Origin of the sequence: Streptomyces sp. NPDC008086, assembly GCF_042957325.1 — a bacterium.
Taxonomy (GTDB): Bacteria; Actinomycetota; Actinomycetes; order Streptomycetales; family Streptomycetaceae; genus Streptomyces.
Genome location: NZ_JBIBIA010000014.1, coordinates 20384 through 42508, shown reverse-complemented (window position 1 = coordinate 42508; position 22125 = coordinate 20384). Strand labels below are relative to the sequence as shown.

Annotated in this window: 19 protein-coding genes; 10 read left to right on the top strand and 9 right to left on the bottom strand. The window is 72.2% G+C overall.

Annotated elements, in window-relative coordinates; all coding sequences use genetic code 11:
- Positions 1-3 precede the first annotated feature (3 nt).
- From ACFZBP_RS37425 to ACFZBP_RS37410, 4 genes are all read right to left on the bottom strand, one after another.
- Positions 4-855 (bottom strand): PaaX family transcriptional regulator C-terminal domain-containing protein, encoded by an 852-nt coding sequence (locus tag ACFZBP_RS37425; protein WP_391420185.1) that lies wholly within the window; start codon positions 853-855, stop codon positions 4-6.
- Between the two features lie 52 nt (positions 856-907).
- Entirely contained in the window at positions 908-2335 is a 1428-nt protein-coding gene (locus ACFZBP_RS37420; RefSeq protein WP_391420183.1) for a prolyl oligopeptidase family serine peptidase, read from the bottom strand.
- On the bottom strand, positions 2332-3690 hold the full coding sequence (locus ACFZBP_RS37415) for an MFS transporter (protein WP_391420181.1): 1359 nt from the start codon (positions 3688-3690) through the stop codon (positions 2332-2334). Before ACFZBP_RS37415 ends, ACFZBP_RS37420 begins: the two co-directional genes overlap by 4 nt.
- A gap of 178 nt (positions 3691-3868) precedes the next feature.
- Positions 3869-4123 carry an EF-hand domain-containing protein gene (locus ACFZBP_RS37410; protein WP_383458335.1) on the bottom strand — a complete coding sequence of 85 codons (255 nt, stop codon included), beginning with the start codon at positions 4121-4123 and terminating at the stop codon, positions 3869-3871.
- A gap of 106 nt (positions 4124-4229) precedes the next feature.
- Here ACFZBP_RS37410 and ACFZBP_RS37405 point away from each other — a divergent pair, with 106 nt between their 5' ends.
- The gene (locus ACFZBP_RS37405; RefSeq protein WP_391420178.1) at positions 4230-4628 is read left to right on the top strand and encodes an ACT domain-containing protein; all 399 of its coding nucleotides are present in this window, start codon (positions 4230-4232) and stop codon (positions 4626-4628) included.
- Positions 4629-4749: 121 nt separating this feature from the next.
- Here ACFZBP_RS37405 and ACFZBP_RS37400 read toward each other — a convergent pair whose 3' ends face one another.
- The gene (locus ACFZBP_RS37400; RefSeq protein ID WP_391420400.1) at positions 4750-6351 is read right to left on the bottom strand and encodes a cellulase family glycosylhydrolase; all 1602 of its coding nucleotides are present in this window, start codon (positions 6349-6351) and stop codon (positions 4750-4752) included.
- 113 nt (positions 6352-6464) lie between these two features.
- Positions 6465-7586, bottom strand: coding sequence for a GDSL-type esterase/lipase family protein (locus ACFZBP_RS37395; RefSeq protein WP_391420398.1), 1122 nt, complete (start codon positions 7584-7586; stop codon positions 6465-6467).
- Positions 7587-7754: 168 nt separating this feature from the next.
- On the opposite strand from ACFZBP_RS37395, the gene ACFZBP_RS37390 reads away from it, so the two are divergent.
- The gene (locus tag ACFZBP_RS37390) at positions 7755-8546 is read left to right on the top strand and encodes a cyclase family protein (RefSeq protein ID WP_391420176.1); all 792 of its coding nucleotides are present in this window, start codon (positions 7755-7757) and stop codon (positions 8544-8546) included.
- Entirely contained in the window at positions 8543-10183 is a 1641-nt protein-coding gene (locus tag ACFZBP_RS37385) for a thiamine pyrophosphate-binding protein (protein ID WP_391420174.1), read from the top strand. The genes ACFZBP_RS37390 and ACFZBP_RS37385 overlap by 4 nt, the downstream gene beginning before the upstream one ends.
- A gap of 72 nt (positions 10184-10255) precedes the next feature.
- On the opposite strand, the gene ACFZBP_RS37380 is transcribed toward ACFZBP_RS37385, so the two are convergent.
- Positions 10256-11701 (bottom strand): glyceraldehyde-3-phosphate dehydrogenase, encoded by a 1446-nt coding sequence (locus ACFZBP_RS37380; RefSeq protein ID WP_383458349.1) that lies wholly within the window; start codon positions 11699-11701, stop codon positions 10256-10258.
- A 135-nt stretch (positions 11702-11836) separates the two neighbouring features.
- On the opposite strand from ACFZBP_RS37380, the gene ACFZBP_RS37375 reads away from it, so the two are divergent.
- The 3 genes from ACFZBP_RS37375 to ACFZBP_RS37365 all read left to right on the top strand — a co-directional run bounded on the left by ACFZBP_RS37375 (position 11837) and on the right by ACFZBP_RS37365 (position 15414).
- Positions 11837-12796 (top strand): LysR substrate-binding domain-containing protein, encoded by a 960-nt coding sequence (locus ACFZBP_RS37375; RefSeq protein WP_391420171.1) that lies wholly within the window; start codon positions 11837-11839, stop codon positions 12794-12796.
- Between the two features lie 161 nt (positions 12797-12957).
- Complete coding sequence (locus ACFZBP_RS37370) at positions 12958-14910, top strand: collagenase (protein WP_391420169.1); 1953 nt, start codon at positions 12958-12960, stop codon at positions 14908-14910.
- Positions 14911-14982: 72 nt separating this feature from the next.
- Entirely contained in the window at positions 14983-15414 is a 432-nt protein-coding gene (locus ACFZBP_RS37365) for a helix-turn-helix domain-containing protein (RefSeq protein ID WP_391420167.1), read from the top strand.
- On the opposite strand, the gene ACFZBP_RS37360 is transcribed toward ACFZBP_RS37365, so the two are convergent.
- Positions 15363-16340 (bottom strand): LysR substrate-binding domain-containing protein, encoded by a 978-nt coding sequence (locus ACFZBP_RS37360; protein ID WP_391420165.1) that lies wholly within the window; start codon positions 16338-16340, stop codon positions 15363-15365. The two genes, ACFZBP_RS37365 and ACFZBP_RS37360, sit on opposite strands and share 52 nt — an antisense overlap.
- Positions 16341-16418: 78 nt before the next feature.
- Here ACFZBP_RS37360 and ACFZBP_RS37355 point away from each other — a divergent pair, with 78 nt between their 5' ends.
- From ACFZBP_RS37355 to ACFZBP_RS37345, 3 genes are read left to right on the top strand one after another with little or no spacing between them, the layout of a single operon-like run.
- Complete coding sequence (locus tag ACFZBP_RS37355; protein WP_383458364.1) at positions 16419-17114, top strand: type 1 glutamine amidotransferase domain-containing protein; 696 nt, start codon at positions 16419-16421, stop codon at positions 17112-17114.
- Positions 17115-17161: 47 nt separating this feature from the next.
- Complete coding sequence (locus ACFZBP_RS37350) at positions 17162-18673, top strand: cytosine permease (RefSeq protein ID WP_391420162.1); 1512 nt, start codon at positions 17162-17164, stop codon at positions 18671-18673.
- Positions 18670-19212: an isochorismatase family protein gene (locus ACFZBP_RS37345; protein WP_391420160.1), complete on the top strand. Its 543-nt coding sequence runs from the start codon at positions 18670-18672 to the stop codon at positions 19210-19212. Before ACFZBP_RS37350 ends, ACFZBP_RS37345 begins: the two co-directional genes overlap by 4 nt.
- A gap of 112 nt (positions 19213-19324) precedes the next feature.
- Here the strand turns inward: ACFZBP_RS37345 and ACFZBP_RS37340 are convergent, their stop codons facing one another.
- Positions 19325-20662, bottom strand: coding sequence for a phosphoribosyltransferase family protein (locus ACFZBP_RS37340; protein ID WP_391420158.1), 1338 nt, complete (start codon positions 20660-20662; stop codon positions 19325-19327).
- Between the two features lie 183 nt (positions 20663-20845).
- Between ACFZBP_RS37340 and ACFZBP_RS37335 the strand changes: the two genes are divergently transcribed.
- A complete protein-coding gene (locus tag ACFZBP_RS37335; protein WP_383458375.1) occupies positions 20846-22087 on the top strand; it encodes an acyl-CoA dehydrogenase family protein in 1242 nt (413 codons plus the stop codon).
- Positions 22088-22125: the final 38 nt, after the last annotated feature.

The following is a 22125-nucleotide window of genomic DNA, read 5'->3' as shown; positions in this document are numbered from 1 at the left end:
GTGCTACCTCGACTGTGTCGTCTCCAGCAGATCCCGCGCCATCAGCCGGGCGGGCCGTTCGGTGTGCTCGGCGACTCGGCGGAACGTCTCCTGGGCGGCGTGGGCCGGCCAGTCGGGGGGAAGGTGCCGGGCGGGGAGCCGCGGGTCCGTGCGGATGGTCCAGAGCCATTCGCTGACCAGCCGCAGCCGGGTGCCGATCGGGTCGTCGCCCGAGCCCGCGTCCAGCCGGGCCGTCCACCGCTTGTCGAAGGTGACGTAACGCGCGGCGATGCTCTCCAGGTCCCAGGCGCCGTGGATCATCTGCGCGATGTCGGTGGCGGCGTCCGCCTGGGCATGGAAGATCTTGACGTGGTCCGCCAGGCCCAGCTCCGCGACCACGGCGGCGACGTCGACCTTCCCGGGCGCGATCCACAGACCGCTGTACAGCGCCCCGAACCCGGACCAGGTGAGCCGGGAGCGCAGGTCGTGGCGCTGGCGTTTCCAGGAGTCGGGGAGGGAGAAGCCGAGCAGGGTCCAGGAGCCGTCCCAGTCGTCGTTGACCGCGCCCTGCTGCCAGATGCGGGTGCGGCCGTCCTGAAGGACGCGGGTCGCCTGCGGGGTCAGGCCGAAGAACATCTTGCGGCCCTCGCGCTGACGCCGCAGCAGCCCGCGGTTGACCATCCGGGTGAGGGTCGAGCGCACGGCCTGCTCACCGACCCCGACCCGGCCGAGCACGTCGATGATGCTGCCCGAGTAGACGCACAGGTCGCCTTCCTCCAGGACGTGGTTGCCGAAGAAGGTCAGCATGAGGGACTGCGGGCGCTGCTGCGGCCCCGCTGAGCTGCCCTGACCGTCCAGGATGTCGTCGTCCTCCACGGAGCACAGCGTACGACCGCCCACCGACGCCGCGGCGGGCGGTCGTACGGCGTCACCGCCGGTCGCCGGGATGGGCAAGGTCGTACGGCCGCGGATAGGGCGTGGGACGGTACGGCACATAGCGCGTGGGCGTCGTCGGATCCGCCTTCGCGGCACGGGAGTTGAGGGACCCCGGATCGGTACCGGTCCACTTGCCGGTGGTGAGACGGTCCTCCAGGGCGTGCAGGGCCGAGAGCTGTTCGGCAGGGCTGAAGGTGCAGTGCCCGGCGTTGTCCGTGTACGCCTGCCGCAGCAGCGGCGCCGAACCGGCGGCGGTGACGGCCCGCTTCAGGGCACTCTCCGTCTGCACGGGGACCAGGGCGTCGCCGACGGTGTGGACGGAGAGCTGCGGCTTGGTCAGCTCACCCGTGAAGGAACTGGTGCGGCTCATCCAGGCCACGGCCTCCGGGTCGGCGCCGATGCGCGGGGCGCGGTTGAGGGCGGCGAGGTCGGCGCGCAGGGAGAGACCGGCCTTCCGGTACAGCTCGGTGACCTCCTTGCGGACGGAGGACTCGCCGAGCATGCGGGCGTAGTCGACGCCGGTGTTCCAGGACATGTTGCCGCCCGCCCGGGCCTCGGACTCCTGACGCCGGTTGAAGGCGGCGATCCGGAGCAGCCCCTTGACGGCCTCGTACTGGTTGGCCTGCTGGGCGTCCCAGTCGGTGGCGGCGGGCCGGGGCTGCGTGGGCTGGTTCCAGACGGGGATGTTGTGCAGGGCGGCGGCGAGGGCGATACGCGCCCGCCCCTCGGCGGTGGTCTGCGCCGAGTCGACCACCGAAGTCAGGGCGTCGGCCGCGTCGTCGGCGGCCGCCTGGTCGGCGATGTCCACCAGCGGGACGTCGGAGTCGGGGGCGAGGAGCGTCTTGAGGGCGAAGACCGGGTCGAGGGTGTTGTTCCAGTTGGCGACCCCGCCGTGCACCAGGCCGCACAGCGAGAGCGACCCGTCGATCCGGTCCGGGTTGCGCTCGGCGATGGCGGTGGTGACGAGCCCGCCGTACGACCGTCCCCAGGCGATGGTGCGGGAGGCCGCACCGAAGCGTTCGGTGAAGGCGCTCAGCGTGGCCAGCTGGTCGGGCACCGCGTCCGTCACCGCCCAGCCGGTGGTGGCGTACGAGGAGCCGACCAGGGCGTATCCGCCGCGCAGGAGCAGGGCCTTGGTGGCGTCGTCCGGGGCGTTCTGCGCGGGGTTGGCCGGGCCGGACGCGTAACCGTGGCTGAAGAGCAGGACGGTGCCGTTCCAGTGGGCCGGCACGTCCATCATGTACGTGGCGCCCGAGGGGAGCCGGCCGTCCACGTGGGTCGTGTCCGACGCGGCGGCCGCGGTCGAGGCGGGCAGCGCGGTGACGGCGAGGAGGAAGGCCGCCGCGCAGGCGGTGCGGGTACGTCGGCGGGTACGGGTCCGGCGCGTGTGCGCCGCCGGGGCCGCGGTGGCGGTCGTCATGCGGAGATCTCCTGGGTGTGGGGGGCGCGGGAGCGTTCGGACGCGGAGCCGGAGAGGGACGTACGGCTGGTCTCGCGCACGAACCAGACGGTGAGCGCGGTGATCAGGGAGCCGCCGCAGATCAGCAGGGCGACGGGGGTGCCGTCGCCGCTGCCGGCCACCAGGCTGCCGGCGATCATGGGGGAGAAGCCGGCGCCGATGAGGGTGGCGCCCTGGTAGCCCAGGGAGGCGCCGGTGTAGCGGACCCGGGTGCCGAACATCTCGGTGAGCAGCGCGCCCAGCGGGCCGTACATCACGGACTGGGCGATGCCGTGGCCGAGGACGACGGCGAGGATCAGCAGTCCGGGTGACCTGGAGTCGACCAGAGCGAGGACGGGGAAGGCAAGCGCGGCCGAGGTGAGGGCTCCGGCGAGGACGACCGGGCGGCGGCCGACGCGGTCGGAGAGCGCGGACGCGCAGGGCAGCACGACCAGGGCGACGCAGGCGGAGACGGTGAGCGCGGTGAGCACCTGCGGGCGGGCGTACCCGATGCCGGTGGCGTACGCGATGAGGTAACTGGTCAGCAGGGACTGGGCGGTGAAGGCGCCGATGCCGACACAGCAGGCCAGCAGCAGCGGCCGGGGACGCCGCAGCACGTCGACGAGGGGCAGCCGGGCCTCGGCGCGGTCCTTCTTCACCTCGGCGAACAGCGGGCTCTCGACGACCTTGAGCCGGACGAAGAGGCCGACGCCGAGCAGCACCACGCTCAGCAGGAACGGCACGCGCCAGCCCCAGGCGGCGAACTCGTCCCGGGGCATGGCGACCACGAGGGTGACGACGAGCGAGGAGAGCAGGGAGCCGAGCGGGGCGCCCATCTGCGTGAAGCTCGACCACAGGCCGCGCCGCCGCTCCCCGGCGTGCTCGACGACCATCAGGGTGGCGCCGCCCCACTCACCGCCGATGGCGATGCCCTGGACGACGCGCAGTGTGATCAGCAGGACCGGTGCCCAGACGCCGATCGTGTCGTACGTGGGCAGCAGGCCGATCAGGAAGCTGGCGCCGCCCATCAGGCCCATGGTGAGCAGCAGCATCGACTTGCGGCCGAGCCGGTCGCCGAAGTGCCCGAAGACGATGCCGCCGAGCGGGCGGGCGACATAGCCGGCGGCGAAGGTGCCGAACGCGGCGATCGTGCCGACGGCCGGGTCGGCGCCGGGGAAGAACAACTCGCCGAAGACGAGGGCGGCGACGGTGCCGTAGACGAGGAAGTCGTAGAACTCCACGGCGGTACCGAGCAGCCCGGAGAGCGCGACCCGGCGGAGTTGCCGGGTGCTCTCGGGACTGGTCGGTGACGGTGATGCGGTGGGGGACGGGGGCATCGCGGTCTCCCTTGACCGGGGGAAGGACACCGGTGAAGGTAGGCTCTCTGCTTACTGCCGTCAAGAAAGTGCACAACATCAGACCGTGCGGGGCGGCGGCGCTGTGGGGCTATCCGGCAGCGTCAGAGAGGCGGGACAGGCGTAAGAGAGGGCGGGAAAGAAAGGCGTCAGGCCGCTGTCACCGCCAGCCGAAACGGCGGTCCACCACCGCCGTGAACTCCTCCAGGGTCAGCACCTCGTCGCCGTTCTGGTCGGCGGCGTCGAACAGCGCGGAGGAGGCGTGCTCGTCTCCCAGGCCCCAGAACGGCAGATCCCCCGACGCGGCCAGGGACGGCCCCTTCGTCCGCAGCGCGATGATCACCTCCGCGCGGGTCAGGGTCCCGTTCTCGTCGAGGTCGAGCGCCTCGAACAGCTTGCGGGCCTTGTCGCTCATCGTGTCATCCCCGTTCCTGTCGTCGGCGGACCGGCCGACGCACCCCGTCATCAGAGGAGAACGCCGCCACGTGCCCTCGGGTTCCCTCCGCCGTAATGTGTGGCCCATGGCCGGCGAGAGTGACCTGAACAAACTGCTGAGCGGAATGCGTCCGCGGCTGAACCCGGGCCGCTACGTGTTCACCACGGTCGAGGGGGACGTGCCCGCCGGCACCACCCCCGCCGTCACGGTCGCCGAGCCGGAGGGACTGACCCTGGTGGTACGGCAGGAGGAGGCGGACGCGGCCGGCCTCGCGTACGACTATGTGGCCGGCTGGATCACCCTGCGTGTCCAGTCCGCGCTCCACGCCGTCGGCCTGACCGCGGCGTTCGCACGGGAACTCGCCGACGCCGGCCTGAGCTGCAACGTCGTGGCCGGCTACCACCACGACCACCTCTTCGTGCCGCACGAACACGCCGACCGCGCCGTCGCGGTCCTGGAGGCCCTGTCCCGGCGCTCCCGCTGAGGAGGCCCGGCCGCGGGCCGACGCCGGTCGACGCCGAGGACACGTCCGGGCGATCACCGGTGCGCCCTCCTCGGCGCCTTGACCCACCGGGACGCCGAGGAGGGCTGGGACTGGGCCTGGGTCAGGCCGCCGAGCAGGCCGACTCGTTGAGGGTGAACGACGCGGGGCTCGGGTTCGTGGCGCCCTTCGTGGCCGTGAAGCCCAGGGTGACCGAGCCCGCCGGGGCGATCGCCGCCGTGTACGGCGCGGAGGCCACGCTCACGTGGGCGCCGCCCTGCGTCGCGGTGCCGCCCCACAGGTTGCTGACACGCTGACTGTCCGGGAAGGTCCAGCGCAGCGTCCATCCGTTGATCGCCGTGCTGCCGGTGTTGCGGATGACGACCTCGCCCTGGAAGCCGCCGGGCCACTCGTTCGCGACCCGGTACGCCACCGCGCACGAAGCCGTCGGCCCACCGGACGACGTGGTCACCGCCACCGTGCCGGAGCGCTGGGAGCGGTTGCCGGCGCCGTCGCGGGCGTAGACGGCGAAGGTGTACGAGGTCTCCGGGGCGAGGCCGGTCACGGTGGCCGAGGTGCGGGTCGTCGTGGTGGCCGCGGTCTCCGTTCCGCCGGCGACGCGGACCACGTCGTAGCCGGTGACACCGGTCGCGTCGGTGGCGGCGGCCCAGTTCAGGGTGACGGACGAGGACGTCACGGCGGAGGCGGTCGGGGTGCCGGGCGCGGTCGGGGGAGTGGTGTCGCCGCCGGAGGAGGAGTAGACGTCGGCCTCCTCGGACGTGGCGGCGATGCCGTTCGCGCCGTGGAAGATGCGCTGGCCCCAGGAGCTCAGCCGCGCCGGGTCGAAGCCGATCGACAGGTCGAGGACCGGGTCGGTGTTGCCGCTCCAGGACCAGGCCAGGTAACCGAGCCGGAGCTGCTGGGCGGCGGCCATCATGGTGTCCTCGTCCGGGTCGCCGTACTGGTCGGGCGGACCCCCGAACTCACCGATGAGGAGCGGCAGTCCGGCGTTGACGAAGGCGTTCAGATAGTCCGTGATCTCCTGGGCGGTGTCGTAGACGCTGTACATGTGGATCGAGAAGATCAGGTTGCCGGTGGGGTCGGCGTCGTAGACGGTCCGGGCGTTGGCGCGCATGACGCCCTGCCAGTCCTGGCCCCAGTTGGGCGCGTCCACCATGATCGTGTGGGCGAACCCGGCGGCGCGCAGCTTCTTCACGGCCGCGATCGTGGGCTCGGTCCAGCCGGCGGGGTTGGTGTTGCCCCAGGGCTCGTTGCCGATGTTGACGATGACGTAGTCCTCTTCACCGGCGAGCACGTCCTTCAGGCCGATCCAGTAGTCGGCCGCGTGGTCGAGCGTCCCGGCCGCGGCCTCCTCCCCGTAGCCGGTGGTGTCGTGCACCTCCAGCACGCAGATCAGCCGGATGGCCTTGCACTGCGCGATGACGGCGGCCACGTCCTCGGGGCTGTTCCTGGTCCAGCGGTGGCCGTCGGAGAGGACCACGCGGACGGTGTTGGCGCCCAGCGCCTTGACGTCGGCCAGCGACTGGGTCTCGCCCGGGTACCAGGTGTGGGCGTGGTTGACGCCCCGCATGACGAAGTCGTTCCCGGACGCCTCCAGTAGGCGCCCGTTCTGGATGTGCAGGCCGGTGGCCGCCGCCTGGGCGGGCGTGGCGAAGGAGAGCAGCGGGACGAGCAGGCCCAGGACGGCGGCCACGACCGCGGCCATCCGCCGGGGGGTGCGCCGGGCGGTTCGTGGGACGGTTCGCGGGGCGGTTCGTGGGGTGATGCCGGTGCGGGATCTCATGGCGGCTCCGTGGGGTGAGAGGGGGTGACGGTGCGTCAGGAGGACGCGGCGCGCGCCGTGCATGTGACAGTCGCCGTCGGGGTGCCGGCCGTTGCCGGGGTATCGGCGACGAATCCGAAGATCGCGCTCGCGCCGGGTGCCAACGTGCCGTTCCACGCCGCGTTGGCGACGGTCGCGGTGCCGTCGGCGCCGGTGCCGAGGGTGCCGTTCCAGACCTGGGTGAGACGGGCCCCGGCCGCCGGTACGACCGTGGCGGTCCAGCCCGAGACGGAGGAGGCGGACGTGTTGGTCACCGTCACCTCACCCTGGTAGCCGCCCTGCCAGGAGGAGACGGCACGGAAGGACGCGGTGCAGGCGGGCGGATCGCCCGGGTCGCCCGGATCACCGGGGTCTCCCGGATCCCCCGGGTCCGCGTCGAGCAGAGCGGCCAGCGCCGGATACCACCGAGCGGCGATCTTCTCGTCGCCGGAGGCGCTCGGATGCACCCCGTCGTAGGTGTCGACGGCCGTGTCGAAGCCCGTCCACTGGTCGACCACGGTGACCGGGGAACGGGCGGTAGCCGTGGCCGCGGCCCAGTCCGGTATCCGCGCGTTGAAGTCGACGACCCGCTGGGCGCAGGTCGCGCACTGGCTCGGGTTCATGGGGATGAGCTGCGCGACCAGGACCTTCATGTCCGGGTTGCTCGCCCGCATCTGCTGCACGAGCTTGGTGTAGGCGGCGAGGATGCGGTCGGGGGAGACACTGCTCCACACGTCGTTCGTACCGAAGTGCATGACAACGATGTCTGGGAGGGTGGCGGCGAGCCGCCCCGGCAGCAGGTTCTGGTCGGCCACATTGGTTGCCAACTCACCGCCGTGGCCTTCGTTGTCGCCGTCGTGCGCCTGCGCGCAGCCCTGGTGGCTGAGGGTGCCGACGAAGTCGACGTCCGTGTGTCCGGCGTTCTGGAGCCGGTTCCAGAGCAGCGCCCGCCAGCAGCCGGGCGAGCCGGTGATCGAGTCGCCCAGGGGCATGACGCGGACGGGGGCGGCCGATACCGCCGCGGCGGCGGCCGCTGCCGCGCGCGGCGCGATTGACAGGCCGATGGGCATCGACAAGGCGGCCACCAGCAGGGCGAGCAGCGGAATGATCCGCGAGGGTAAGTGGCGGGTGCCGCGCATGGTGTTCCCTTCCATGGTCCCTTCCCTGGCGCGTCGGTCAGCGCGCTCCGCGCAAGGTGGGAGCGCTCCCATGAAACATGAAGCCATTGTTGTCATTGACGCGTCAAGAGGCGGGAGGCGGGACTGAGATGCTGTCAGTCCGAGCACGGTCCGTTCGAGGAGGCGTCCATGTCCGAGCCGTCCGTCCTTGCCTCGCTGGTGTCCGCGTTGCGAGGTGGATCGATCGAAGTCGTCGACCTGACCTCGCCCCTGTCCTCCTCGACACCGGTGATCCAACTGCCGCCCCGGTTCGGGCAGAGCGCCGTCTTCGAACTGGAGGAGATCAGCCGCTACGACGACCGGGGCCCCGCCTGGTACTGGAACAACTTCCGCAGCGGCGAGCACACCGGCACCCACTTCGACGCCCCGAACCACTGGGTCACCGGCAAGGACCTCACCGACGTGGCCTCGGTGCCGGCCGGGAGACTGATCGCACCGGCGGCCGTGCTGGACTTCAGCGCCGAGGTCGCCAAGGACCCCGACTTCCTGGTCGAGGTCGACCACGTCAAGGCCTGGGAGGCGGACAACGGCCCCTTGCCCGAAGGCGGTTGGCTGCTGCTGCGCACCGGCTGGGACGCCCGCTCGCACGATCAGCAGGCCTTCCTCAACGCCGACGAGAACGGCCCGCACACCCCCGGTCTGTCCGCGGAGTGCGCCCGCTGGGTGGCCCAGGAGGCACCGGTGATCGGCCTCGGCGTCGAGACGGTCGGCACGGACGCCGGGCGCGCCCACTCCTTCGAGCCCGCCTACCCCTGCCACTCCTACCTCATGGGCAGTGACAAGTACGGCCTGACGCAACTGCAGAACCTCGCCGCGCTGCCGCCGACCGGCTCCGTCGTCATCGCCGGACCCCTGCCCATCGTGACCGGCTCCGGGGCTCCCGCCCGCATCCTGGCGCTGGTGGAGCGGGGCCGCCCATGAAGGTCGCGGAAGCGGTCGGCCGGGCGCTGTGCGCGGCCGGGGTCGACCAGGTCTTCGGAGTGGTCGGATCGGGCAACTTCCATGTCACCAACGCGATGGTCGCCGCGGGGGCGCGGTTCGTCGCGGCCCGCCACGAGGGCGGCGCGGCGACGATGGCCGACGCCTACGCCCGGACCAGCGGGACGGTCGCGGTGGTGAGCGTGCACCAGGGGCCCGGCCTGACGAACGCCATGACCGGCATCGCGGAGGCGGCCAAGAGCCGTACGCCGCTCGTCGTGCTCGCGGCCGAGGTGACCGAGCCGCGGTCCAACTTCTACGTCGACCAGGAGGCGTTGGCCCGCGCGGTGGGCGCGGTTCCGGTGCGGGTCACGTCGGCGGAGGAAGCGGTCGATCAGGCGTGCGTGGCGGTCGGGCTGGCGGTGCGGGAGCGGCGTACCGTGCTGCTCAACCTCCCCCTGCCGGTGCAGGCGCTGGAGGTCCCCGACGGCGCCCTGGCGCACGCCGCGCCGTTGCGGCAACGGGTCGCGGTCGAGCCGGACCCGGACGAGGTGGCCGCTCTGTCCCGGCTGCTCGGGCAGGCCCGGCGACCCGTCTTCGTGGCCGGCCGGGGAGCGCGCGGGGCAGGCTGCCGCGAGGCCCTGGAGGCCCTCGCCGAGCAGTACGGCGCCCTGCTCGCGACCTCGGCCGTCGCCCACGGCCTCTTCCACGGCGACCCCTGGACCCTGGGGATCTCCGGCGGCTTCGCCTCACCCCTGGCCTGCGAACTGATCCAGGGCGCGGACCTGGTCGTCGGCTGGGGCTGCGCCCTCAACATGTGGACCACGCGGCACGGGCGTCTGATCGGCGCCGACGCCACCGTCGTCCAGGTCGACGACGACCCGTCGGCACTCGGCGCCCACCGGCCGGTGCACCTCGGAGTCACCGGCGACGTCCGGCTCACCGCGCGCCGGGCGTCCGAGGCGGCTGACGAACCGAGGCAGGGCTACCGGATACCGCAGATCGGCGCCGCCCTCGCGGCGCGCGTCCGGCTGCGGGACGTGCCGTACGAGGACACCGGCACCCGGGAGCGGATCGACCCGAGGACCTTGAGCATCGCGCTCGACGACATCCTGCCCGCGGAGCGGGTGGTGGGCGTGGACTCCGGGAACTTCATGGGCTACCCGAGCGCGTATCTGTCGGTGCCGGACGAGCGGGGCTTCTGCTTCACACAGGCGTTCCAGTCGATCGGGCTGGGACTCGCCACCACGATCGGCGCGGCGCTGGCCCGGCCGGACCGGCTGCCCGTCGCGGCGCTCGGGGACGGCGGCGCGCTGATGAGCGCCGTGGAGCTGGACACCGCACGGCGGCTCGGGCTGCCCATGGTGGTCGTCGTGTACGACGACGAGGCGTACGGCGCCGAGGTGCACCACTTCGGTCCCGACGGGCATCCGCTCGACACGGTGCGCTTCCCGCCGACGGACATCGCCGCCGTGGGGCGGGGTCATGGCTTCGAGGCGGTGACCGTGCGGACGCCGGCCGATCTGAAGGCCGTGGCGGACTGGGTCGCCGGTCCGCGGTCCGCGCCGTTGCTCATCGACGCCAAGGTGGTCGCCGATCACGGGTCCTGGTGGCTGGAGGAGGCGTTCCGCGGCCACTGAGGGGGAAGACCAACGCCGACCCGGCTGTCGGCACCGCATTGCCGGCAGACGGGTCGGCGTTGGCCGGGCGGGTCAGACCGCCGGTGCCGGGAAGGTCGGGTACTCCACCCCGGAGACGTGCTGGACGACGCGGATGACCTGGCAGGAGTAGCCGAACTCGTTGTCGTACCAGAGGTAGAGGATCGCGTTGTCGCCCTCCACCTTCAGCGCGCCGGCGTCGACGATCGAGGCGTGACGCGAGCCGATGAAGTCGCTGGAGACCGCGTCGGGCGCCGTGATGAAGTCGATCTGGCGGCGCAGCGGCGAGGTCAGCGACACGTCGCGCAGGTAGTCGAGGACCTCCTCGCGGGTGGTCTCGCGGGCCAGCTGGAGGTTGAGGATCGCGATGGAGACGTCCGGGACCGGGACGCGGATCGAGCTGCCGGTGATCCGGGCCTTGAGGTCGGGCAGCGCCTTGGCGACGGCCGAGGCGGCGCCGGTCTCGGTGATGACCATGTTCAGCGGCGCGCTACGGCCGCGGCGCTCGGACTTGTGGTAGTTGTCCAGCAGGTTCTGGTCGTTGGTGAACGAGTGGACGGTCTCCACGTGGCCGCGCAGGACGCCGTACTCGTCCTCCATCGCCTTCAGCGGCGGCACTATGGCGTTGGTGGTGCAGGACGCGCAGGACAGGATCTGCTCGTCCGGCTTGACGGTGTCGTGGTTGACGCCGTGCACGATGTTGGGGACGTCGCCCTTGCCCGGCGCGGTCAGGACGACCTTGTCGATGCCGGGGCGCAGGTGCGTGGACAGGCCCTCGCGGTCGCGCCACTTGCCGGTGTTGTCGATCAGGATGGCGTTCTTGATGCCGTACGCCGTGTAGTCGACCTCGGACGGGTCGTTGGCGTAGATCACCTTGATCGCGTTGCCGTTGGCGTTGATCGTGCTGTTGGCCTCGTCGACCGTGATCGTGCCCTGGAACTGACCGTGGATGGAGTCACGGCGCAGCAGCGAGGCGCGCTTGACGATGTCCTGGTCGCCGCCGCCGCGGACCACGATGGCCCGCAGTCTGAGGCCGTTGCCGGAGCCGGACTTCTCGATCAGCAGCCGGGCCACGAGGCGGCCGATGCGGCCGAAGCCGTAGAGGACGACGTCGCGCCCCTCGCCGCCCTCGATCTTGTTGGCGCCGGTGGCCCCGGCGACCGCCTCGGCGGTGAACGCCTCCACGGACAGACCGCGGTCGTCGCTCTTGTACGTCGCGGCCAGCATGCCGATGTCGATCTGCGACGGGCCGAGGTCCAGCGCGGTGAGCGCCTTCAGGAACGGCAGCGTCTCGGTGACCGAGAGCTCCTCACCGGCGATCTGTCGGGCGAACCGGTGCGTCTTCAGGATGCTGACCACCGACTTGTTCACCAGGGAGCGGCTGTGGAGGAGGACGGTGACGTCCCGCTCCCGGTGCAGCTTCCCGATGAGCGGGATCATCGACTCCGCGATCTCCTCGCGGATCTTCCAGTTGGTGAACGAGTCGTCGTTGACAGTCACGGGCCTATCTTTCGAGCTAGGTGGCGCTCATATGCTAACCATGCGGCGCGACGGGCCTTCACAGGGGGGTCACGCGTGAGGCCGGATGTACGGTATTGAGATCATTTGTCAGGTGCGTGGAACGGGGAGTGAGCGGTGGAGCTGGAGCTGCGCCATCTGCGGGTGCTGTGTGCGGTCGCCGACGCGGGGAGCGTGGGCCGGGCCGCGGCGGACCTCGGGTACTCGCAGCCCGCCGTGAGTACCCAACTCCGGCGCATCGAGGGGCACTTCGGGGAGCTGCTGTTCGAGCGCGGGCCGACCGGGGTGCGGCCCACGGCGTACGGGGTCGAGGTGGTCGCCCAGGCCCGGGACGTCCTGGCCCGTGCCGCCGCGATCGGACGCCGCCCGGCCCCCGGCGCCACGTCTCAGCGGCGGACCCTCCGGGTGGCGGCGACGAACTCGCCGATGCTCGTGGGCATGATGACCGGGCTGCGGGCCCGGCTGCCGGACGTCTCGCTGGCGGTGAGCAGCGTGTACTCCTCCTCGCGGATCGTCGAACTGCTGGAGGAGGGCTCGGTGGACGCGGCCATCGCCGCGGACTACCCCGGCCGGGAGCTGGAGCACTCGGACGCGGTGGCCCATCGCGGGATCGTCACCGAGCCGAACTTCGTGGCGCTGCCGGCCCGCCACCCCCTCGCGCACCGCGCCCAGATCGGCCTGGCGGAGCTGGCCGAGGAGGCCTGGTTCCTGACGCCGGACGACGGGGCGGGATGGCCCGGCGTCTTCCACACGGCCTGCGCGGCGGCCGGCTTCACCCCCTCGGCGGTGCACGAATTCCTGGGCGACCGGCAGGAGTTGCAGGGGATGATCGCCGACGGACTCGGCGTGGCCGTCGTACAGGCGACGACCCGGCCCATCCCGCAGGTCGTCGTCAAACCGCTGATCGGGACGCCGCTGTGGTGCCGCTATGTACTGGCCTGGCGGCGGGACGTCGTCACCGAGGCGACGGCCGACGCCCTGGTGCAGTCCGCCACCGCCGCATACCGCGAACTCGTCGGCCAGTCACCGCACTTGAGGACGTGGGCGGCCCGCACCTGGAACGTGAGCGGGGCCTAGCCGGGGCCTGGTCGCGTGTCGGGTACGGGCACCCCGGGCGTTATGGCCCAGCGGCGCAATGTGCTATGTCACACGGCATTGTTGGGGCGTTCAAGCGCTGAGACAGTCCACACACGCCTCAGCACCCGTATCGAGGCGCATCCATCCGTGGAGGACACCAGATGCGCTACCGCTTCGTGCTGCCCCGACACCTGGCCGCCGCGTTCGCCGCATGCGTCACCCTCGCCGGCCTACTGTCGACGCCCGCGCTCGCGGCACCCCCGGACGCCACCGCCCCGTTCCCCGTCACCGCCGGCCGGCGGACACCACCGCCGCCCCCGACCGGCTCCACCGCGCACACAGCCCCGCGGGACCGGGTACGCACCCCGGCCCAGCTCCCGCCCCTGGCGCCCACGCCCCGACCCACCCGCCCCGACGCTCGGGCGGTCCCGAAGACGGCCGCCTGCCCTCCGGCCGACTTCGGCAGCCGGACCGGCGCCGCGCTCGTGGCCCTTGTCAAGGCCTCGACGACGGACTGCGTCAACACCCTCTTCGCGGTGACCGGAACCGACGCCCGAGCCGTCTTCCGCGAGTCCCAGATGGTCACGGTGGCCGAGGAGTTCACCCGCACGGCACAGCGGTACCGCGGCGACAACGCGGCCCGCATCCTGCAACTCGTCCTCTTCCTGCGCGCCGGCTACTACGTCCAGTTCAACAACCCCACCGACACCGGCCCCTACGGCACCCGCCTGGCCCGCGCCACCACCCGGGGCCTGGACGCCTTCTTCGCCCGCTCCTCCTCCGGCGACGTCACCGCGGCCAACGGCGACGTGCTCGGCGAGGTCGTCGTCCTCACCGACAGCGCCGACCAGCAGGCCCGCTATCTCAGGGTCTACCGACGGATACTGACCGCGTACGACAGCTCCTACGACGCCCTCCCCAGCATGCTCGCGGCCGTCAACGCGGTCTACACCCCGCTCTGGCGCGGCAACTGGAACCCGGCCTACGTGAACGCCGTCGCCGCCGACCCGTACATCGTCCGCACCCTGCGCCGGTTCGCACTCGACCACCTCGACCTGCTCCCCACCGACCGGGCGTACCTGGCGTCCAACGCCGGGATGAACCTGGCCCGCTACGTCGAACACCCGGCGCTGCGGGACACCGTCCGACCCCCGACCAGGGAACTGCTGTACGCCTCGCGGATCACCGGACCCACGGCCGGACTGTGGGTGGCGGTGGCGACACAGGCGGACTACTACGACCGCGCCAACTGCTCGTACTACGGCGTCTGCGACCTGACCGGCCAGCTGACCCGGGCCGCCCTGCCGATCACCCACCCCTGCGACGCCGACCACACCATCCGGGCCCAGTCGCTCACCGCGGCCGACCTCGACGCGGCCTGCGCGAGTGTGCTCGGCCAGGACGCGTACGTCCACGACCTCGTCAAGGACGACGGCCCCATACCCGGCCAGTACCTCTCGACCGTCGACCTCGTCGTCTTCTCCGGCAGCGCCGACTACCGCACCTACGCCGGGGCGATCTTCGGCATCAGCACGGACAACGGCGGCATGACCGTGATCGGCGACCCGAAGGACCCCGCCAACAAACCCTTCTCGGTCATGTACCAGAAGCCCAGGGACGAGGGACACGCCGCCCGGATCTGGAACCTCAACCACGAGTACACCCACTACCTCGACGCCCGCCTCGACATGAAGGGCGACTTCGCCCAGCAGACCTCGGTGCCGGACGTCTGGTGGATCGAGGGCGTGGCCGAGTACGTCTCCTACGGCTACCGCGGCATCACCTACGACCAGGCCGTCACCGAGGCGGGCAAGCACACGTACCGGCTGAGCACGCTGTTCCAGAACACGTACGCCAACAGCGACGTGACCCGCACCTACCCGTGGGGCTACCTCGCCGTCCGCTACATGTTCGAGCGGCACCCGGCCGACGTCCACCGCATGCTCGCCCGCTTCCGGGTCGGTGACTACGCGGGCGGACACGCCGTCTACGCCTCCGACATCGGCACGCGTTACGACGCCGACTTCGACCAGTGGCTGACGGAGTGCGCCGCCGGGGCCTGCGCGGCGACGCACACGGTCAGTCGAGAGTCGTCCCGGGGATCTGCACGTTGATCAGCTCCCGGGAGCGCCGGTCGACGGCCGGTCCCCGGCCCGGCTTGTGGTCGCGCAGATGAGCCTGGGGACGTGTTCGCCCGCAAGGGAGCGGCGGCGGTTCCGGGAGCAGAGGCGGTTCCGCCTCCGGCGGTTCCGGGCTGCGCGGTGTCCGTCGACCGGAGGAGTCCCGCGGTCGACGGGCACATCCTGCGGGTCGACGACGAGTTGGCGGAGCTGCAGCTGCTCCGGGGCCCCCGTCGGGGAGTTGCTCGGCCGTCGGGTGCTGGGCGTCTTCGCGGACCTGCCCCGGTCGCCCAGGCGCTGGGCATCCATCCGCAGACGGCGCGCCAGCGGCTGCGCCGCCTGGAGGCCCTGTTCGGCGACCGGCTCACGGCCCCTCTTCCGCTTCGAGGCCCTGCTGGCGCTGCGCACCCGCGCCCTGGGGGTCGACGCGGGCCGATCCCCGGGAGTCACCGGTCCCGGGCCGTCTCCAGCAAGTGGTCCCGGACCAGGGCGACATGAGGGTTGCCGGACGAGCCCGGCCGCTGGACCAGGAAACCCGTGTTGATGGGCGGATCGTCCGGATCGTGCAGCAGGACCAACGCCCCCGAGGCCAGCTCGGCGGAGCACAGGTAGCGGGGGAGCACACTGAACCCCGTCCCGCCCGCCACGGCCGCCTTCACCGCGTTCAGGTCGGGCATGGTCACCGCCGGCTGCCGCACCAGACGCCTGCCGAAGACATGACGCCAGTACCGGCGCACGATCGGCACGTCCTCGGCGTAGGCCACCAGCGGCACACCGTGCAGCGCGGCCGGCCCGTCGGCCGCGATCCGCGCCGGCCCGCCGATGCGCTCCGCCCAGACGGGCGTGGTGACCAGCACGAACTCCTCGTCCGTCAACGGCACCGAGGTCAGGGCGCGGCCACGGGGACGGTAGGTCGACAGCACCAGGTCGTAGCGGCCCGCCCGCAGCTCCTCCAGCAGCGGTTCGGTCAGCCCCGGCGTGACGCGCAGCCGCACGCCCCGGTCGACCAGGGGAGCGAGGCCGGGCATCACACGGTGGGTGAGCAGTTCGGCCGGACCGGCGAGATGCACCGGCTCCGCGGGGTGGACCTCGGCGGGGCCGCCCGGCCGTCCCGTGACACCGGCGAGGGCGTCCAGCGGCTCGACGACCCTGGCAGCCAGCTCGTCCGCGTAGGGAGCCGGCGCCACGCCGCGCGCCAGCCGCTGGAACAGCTCGCGGTCCAGCTGCCGCTCCAGCGCCCGGATCTGGGTGGTGACCGTCGGCTGGGACAGACCCAGCAGACGGGCGGCGGCGGTGAAGGAGCCCGTGCGGTACACGGCGAGGAAAGTCCGCAGCAGATTCAGGTCGACCTGCGCCGCACCGCCCGCCCGGGCTCTCTCCGCTGCCCCTCCCTCCGCCTCCCCATTGGAATCCCTATGTCTCATATGCGTGAGCCTATTGGATTCCAATGGCACGACGCGCGTACGGTCGAAGCATCACCCCGCCTCTCGAAAGAGCACCCCATGTCGAAGATCCTCTTCGTGATGACCGGTTCCGACCACTGGACGCTGGCCGACGGCACCAAGCACCCCACCGGCTTCTGGGCCGAGGAGGCCGTCGCCCCGTACGAGGCGTTCAAGGCCGCCGGCCACGAGGTCGTCGTGGCCACGCCGGGCGGCGTCGTACCGCCCGTCGACCAGGGCAGCCTCGCGCCCCAGTTCAACGACGGCCAGGAGAACGCCGACCGGGTGGCCGCCGTACTGGCCTCGATGACCGAGCTGCGCCGGCCGGTCCGTCTGGCGGACGTGGACCTCGACGACTACGACGCCGTCTTCTACCCCGGCGGCCACGGACCGATGGAGGACCTGGCCGTCGACGCCGACTCCGGAAAGCTGCTGACCGAAGCCCTGGAGTCCGGCAAGCTCCTGGGCATCGTCTGCCACGGCCCCGCGGCCCTGCTCGCCGCCACCAGGGCCGACGGCACCAACGCCTTCGCCGGATCCCGGGTGGCCGCGTTCACCAACGCCGAGGAGACCCAGTCCGGCTTCGCCGACCGGGCCAGGTGGCTGCTCCAGGACCGGCTCACCGAAGCCGGCGTCCAGGTCCAGGTCGGCGAGCCGTGGGCCCCGCACATCGTCGTCGACGGCAACCTCGTCACCGGCCAGAACCCCGCCTCCGCCGCCCCGCTCGCCGTGGAACTGCTGAAGAAGCTGGGCTGAGCGGCCGCCGTCTTCCCCGGCGGGGACAGCGGTGCGACGATGCCGGGATGATCACACCGCCGGACCCCCGCGACGACCGACCACCGGGCCGAACGCTCCAGGTGGAGACCCACGGCCTCGACGTGATCGCCGACGCCGAGCGCAAGGGCACGCCCCGCACCCTGTTCTGGCCCTGGTTCGGCGCCAACGTGTCGATCCTGGGCCTGAGTTACGGAGCCTTCGCGCTCGGCTTCGGGATCTCCTTCTGGCAGGCGCTCGTCGCGGGCGTCCTCGGCATCGTCTTCTCGTTCCTGCTGTGCGGGTTCGTCGCCGTGGCCGGAAAGCGGGGTTCCGCGCCGACGATGGTCCTCGGTCGCGCCGCGTACGGGGTGCGCGGCAACCGGCTGCCGTCGGTGGTCTCCTGGGTCCTCACCGTCGGCTGGGAGACGGTTCTGTGCGCCCTGGCCACCATGGCCACGGCCACCGTGTTCGGGCGGCTCGGCTGGGGCGGCGGGACAGGGACCAAGGTGGTCGCGCTCGTCCTGGTCGGGGCGCTGACCGTCGTCGTCGGCGTGATGGGCTTCGACCTGATCATGCGGCTCCAGACCGTGATCACCGTGGTCACGGGCGCGCTCACGCTCGTCTACGTCGCCCTCGTCGCCGACCACGTCCAGTGGTCCACCGTCAGCGCCGTGCCGGCGGGCTCCACGCAGGAGTTCATCGGGGCGCTCGTGTTCATGATGACCGGCTTCGGTCTCGGCTGGGTCAACGCGGCCGCCGACTACTCCCGCTATCTGCCGCGCACCGCGTCGAGCCGGGGCGTGATCGGCTGGACCGCGTTCGGTGCCTCCCTGGCCCCGCTGCTCCTGCTGGTCTTCGGACTGCTGCTTGCCGCTTCCTCCGCCGAACTCGACGACGCCGTCGCCGCCGACCCGATCGGTGCGCTGACGACGATCCTGCCGACCTGGTTCCTGGTCCCCTTCGCCGTCGTCGCCGTCCTCGGCCTCGTCGGCGGCGCCGTCCTCGACATCTACTCCTCCGGGCTCGCCCTGCTCTCGGCGGGCCTGCGGGTGCCCCGCTACGTGGCCGCGCTGTTCGACGGCGTCCTGATGATCGCGGGTTCCGTCTACATCGTGTTCGTCGCCGACGACTTCCTCGGCCCGTTCATGGGCTTCCTCACCACCCTCGGCGTCCCCATCGCCGCCTGGTGCGGCATCATGCTCGCCGACGTGGCCCTACGCCGCCGCGACTACGACGAGCCCGACCTCTACCGCCCGGCCGGCCGCTACGGCGACGTCCCGCTCACCCCGCTGCTCCTGACCCTCACGGCCACCGCGCTCGGCTGGGGCCTGGTCACCAACGCGGCGGCGAACTGGCTGGACTGGCAGGGCTATCTGCTGGGCCCCCTGGGCCTGGGCGGCAGGTCCGGCGCCTGGGCGTACGCCAACCTCGGCGTCCTGGCGGCCCTAGCGCTCGGCTTCCTCGGCACCCTGCTGCTGCGGCGCGGACACGTCCGCGCCCAGGAGGCACAGGCACCGAGCCCCCGCAGCCCTGCGGCGACAAAAGGGGCGACGCCATGACGACTGGCTGGCTCGCCGTGATCGACATGCAACGTGTCTTCGCCGACCCCGACAGCCCATGGGCCACCCCGCGATTCGCGGAAGCGGCCGCAGGCGTACGACGCCTCCTGCCGGCCTTCGGGAACCGGGTCACGTTCACCCGCTTCGTGGCACCCCGCACACCGGACGGCGCGTGGCAGGCGTACTACGCGCGCCACCCCTTCGCTCTGCAACCCCCGTCGGCCCGACTCTGGGAACTGACGGACGAGTTCACGCCCGACGCCCGGCACGTGCTGGACGCCCCCACCTTCGGCAAGTGGACCCCCGAACTCGCTCACCGCGCCGCCCCTGAGGGCCGCCTGGTCCTCACCGGCGTCAGCACCGACTGCTGCGTCCTCTCCACGGCCCTGGCGGCCGCCGACGCCGGTGTCGAGGTGCTGGTCCCCGCCGACGCCTGCGCGGGAGTGGACGACGACTCGCACGCCAAGGCGCTGCATGTGCTGGACCTGTACCGACCGCTGATCCGGGTGACCACGGTCGCCGAGCTGCTGGCGGGGTGACACCTCGACGGCCCTACGACCGGCCGCCTCACGGCCTTGAGGTCTCCGATTCGCTCCATGCCCCTGGATGTCGGTGGAAGCGGGGCCTCCGGACGGTGCGGAACAAGCCGCCTCACGCCGACCGGCGCGGTGGCGTACCCGGTGTCGCCGTGCTGGTCGGCCGCTCGACGTGGGCGGTGAACCAGTCGCGGGCCAGTTCGGCGACCGTGGTGAGGGTGCCGGGCTCCTCGAAGAGGTGGGTGGCGCCCGGGACGACGGCGATGCGGTGCTCGCAGTGCATCCGGTCGGCGGCGAGGCGGTTGAGGCTGAGGACCTGGGTGTCACGGCTGCCGACGATGAGCAGGGTCGGTGCCCGAAGCCGGGTCAGCGCGGCCGGAGTCGCCAGGTCCGGGCGGCCGCCGCGGGAGACCACCGAGCCGATCTCGGAGCCGGACAGCGCGGCCGCCTCCAGCGCGGCGGCGGCTCCCGTGCTGGCGCCGAAGTAGGCGACGGGCAGCCCGGTTTCGCGACGCAGCCACAGTGAGGCGGCGTGCAGCCGGCGGGCCAGCAGGAAGATGTCGAAGACGTTGTGCCGGTCGTGCGCCTCGTCGTCGGTGAGCAGGTCGAGCAGCAGGGTGGCCAGGCCGGCCCGGTTGAGGGCGGTCGCGACGTACCGGTTGCGCGGGCTGTGCCGGCCGCTGCCACTGCCGTGGGCGAACGCCACCGCGGTCGCCGCCCCGTCGGGCACGACCAGACGAGCGCCGAGCTGGGCTCCGGCGGCCGGGATCAGCACCTCGCGGTTCGGGGGGTCGGCCGCGGCGGGGGAGTGGGACAGGGAGGGGGCGGCCGCCGCGAGCAGGGACGTCACCTCGTCGTCCGGGACCTGGGCGAAGTGCCGGTACCAGGCCCCCACCGAGCCGAGCACCTCCGGCGTCCGCGGGCACACCACCTCGTCGGCCACTCGCGCCAGCCGGGCCACGCTGTGGGCCGGTCCGACGGGCACGGCCAGCACGATCCGGGCCGCGCCCTGACCCCGTACGACCCGGCAGGCCGCCTCGGCCGTGGCACCGGTGGCGAGCCCGTCGTCCACCACGACCGCCGTGCGCCCGGCGACCGGCAGCGCCGGCCGCCCCTGCCGGTAGCTCCGCACCCGCCGGTCGAGCTCGGCCCGCTCGGCCGCCTCGACGGCCTCCTGCTCCGCCCCCTCCAGCCCGGCCTCCGCGACCACGTCCCCGTTGAGAACGCGGACGCCGCCCTCACCGATCGCCCCGAAGCCCCACTCCGGCTGCTGCGGCACCCCCAGCTTGCGCACCACCAACACATCCAGCGGGGCTCCCAGTCGCCGCGCCACCTCGGCGGCCACCGGCACCCCGCCCCGCGGCAGCCCCAGCACCACCACATCCTGACCGCGCAGCTCCGCCAGCCCCTCGGCCAGCAGCCGGCCCGCGGCCCTGCGGTCTTCGTAACGCATACACGCCTCCCGCGCCCACGAGGACGGGAGCCTGTCCCTTCCCTTCAGGCTACGACTGTTCGCCGCGGCCCCGGCACTTGGCGATATCCGGTCGGTACCCCACCCCTGGTTGCCGTGTTCAATCACTCGTGACGCGTGACGCAGCACGGCACCAACGGACGGCCCCACACGTCAGGAGGCAACGTGATCGCCGCTCCCGAGCCAGGTCTGACCGAAACCGACATCGTCGAACGCGCCGTGAACCTGCGGCCCGCGCTGCTCGAACGTCAGCCGGAGACCGAACGGCTGACGCACTACCCCAAGGACACCCACGACGACTTCCTGCGGGCCGGCTTCTACCGGATCCTGCAGCCACGCCGATACGGCGGCTACGAGTTCGGTCTGCCCACCTTCTACCGGGTGGTCACCGAGATCGCCCGCGGCTGTCCCTCCACCGGCTGGGCCCTGTCGCTCACCGCCGCCCACGTCCTCCAGGTCGCCACGCTCTTCGGCGAGAAGGCACAGGACGAGATCTTCGGCGCCGACGGCGACTTCCGCGCGGCGTCCACCGTCGCGCCCATCGGCGTCGCACAGCCCGACGGCGACGGTCATGTGGTCCTCGACGGCACCTGGCCCTACTCCTCGGGCGCCCCCTACTCCACCCACTACGTCGGCCAGACACTGCGCGCGCCCGACCACCCAGGCGCCCCGCCCGGACCGCCGGTGCTCTTCGTCGCCCCGCGCTCGGTCTGGACGGTCCTCGACGACTGGCACGGCGTCCTCGGCCTGCGCGGCAGCGGCTCGCACAGCATCCACATGGAACAGGCCCGCATCCCCACATACCTCACCTGCGAGGCGAGCCTGCTCGACCTGCCCGTCGAGGGCGGCAGCGCCGGCTCCGCGCTGCACGGCAACCCGTTGTACGCCGGGCGGGCGCCGAGTTTCTTCCACGGCGAACTTGCCGCCATCATGATCGGCACCGCGTACGCCGCCGCCGACGAGTATGCCCGGGTCGTCTCCGGCCGTCCCCTCGTCCTCGAACCCGACCGCACCCGCGGCGAACTCCACGACTACCAGCGGCACCTGGGCGAGGCCCTCGGCGTGATCCACACGGCCGAGGCGGCGCTGCGCGGCACCGCCGAGGAATGGATGGAGATCTGCCGGCGCAACGTCACCGGCGTCGCCCCGTTCACCCTCGCCGAGGACAACCGCCTCGCCCTGATGTTCCTGACCGCCGGCCGTATGACCTGGGACGTCCTCCAGGGCACCCTCTTCCGCACCGCCGGCTCCCGGCATGCCCGCGACGGCGAGCGGATGCAGCGCTATTTCCGGGACGCGGCCACGTACTGGACCCACGTCGGCCCCAGCATGGCCGAGCCGCTGGCCCGCCGGGTCGGCTGCGACCGCATGGGGTTGCCGTCCGAGCACATTCCGTTGATCCCCTGAGCCGGCGCAGCCCTCCGGGAGCCGCTGGGATCCCCTGG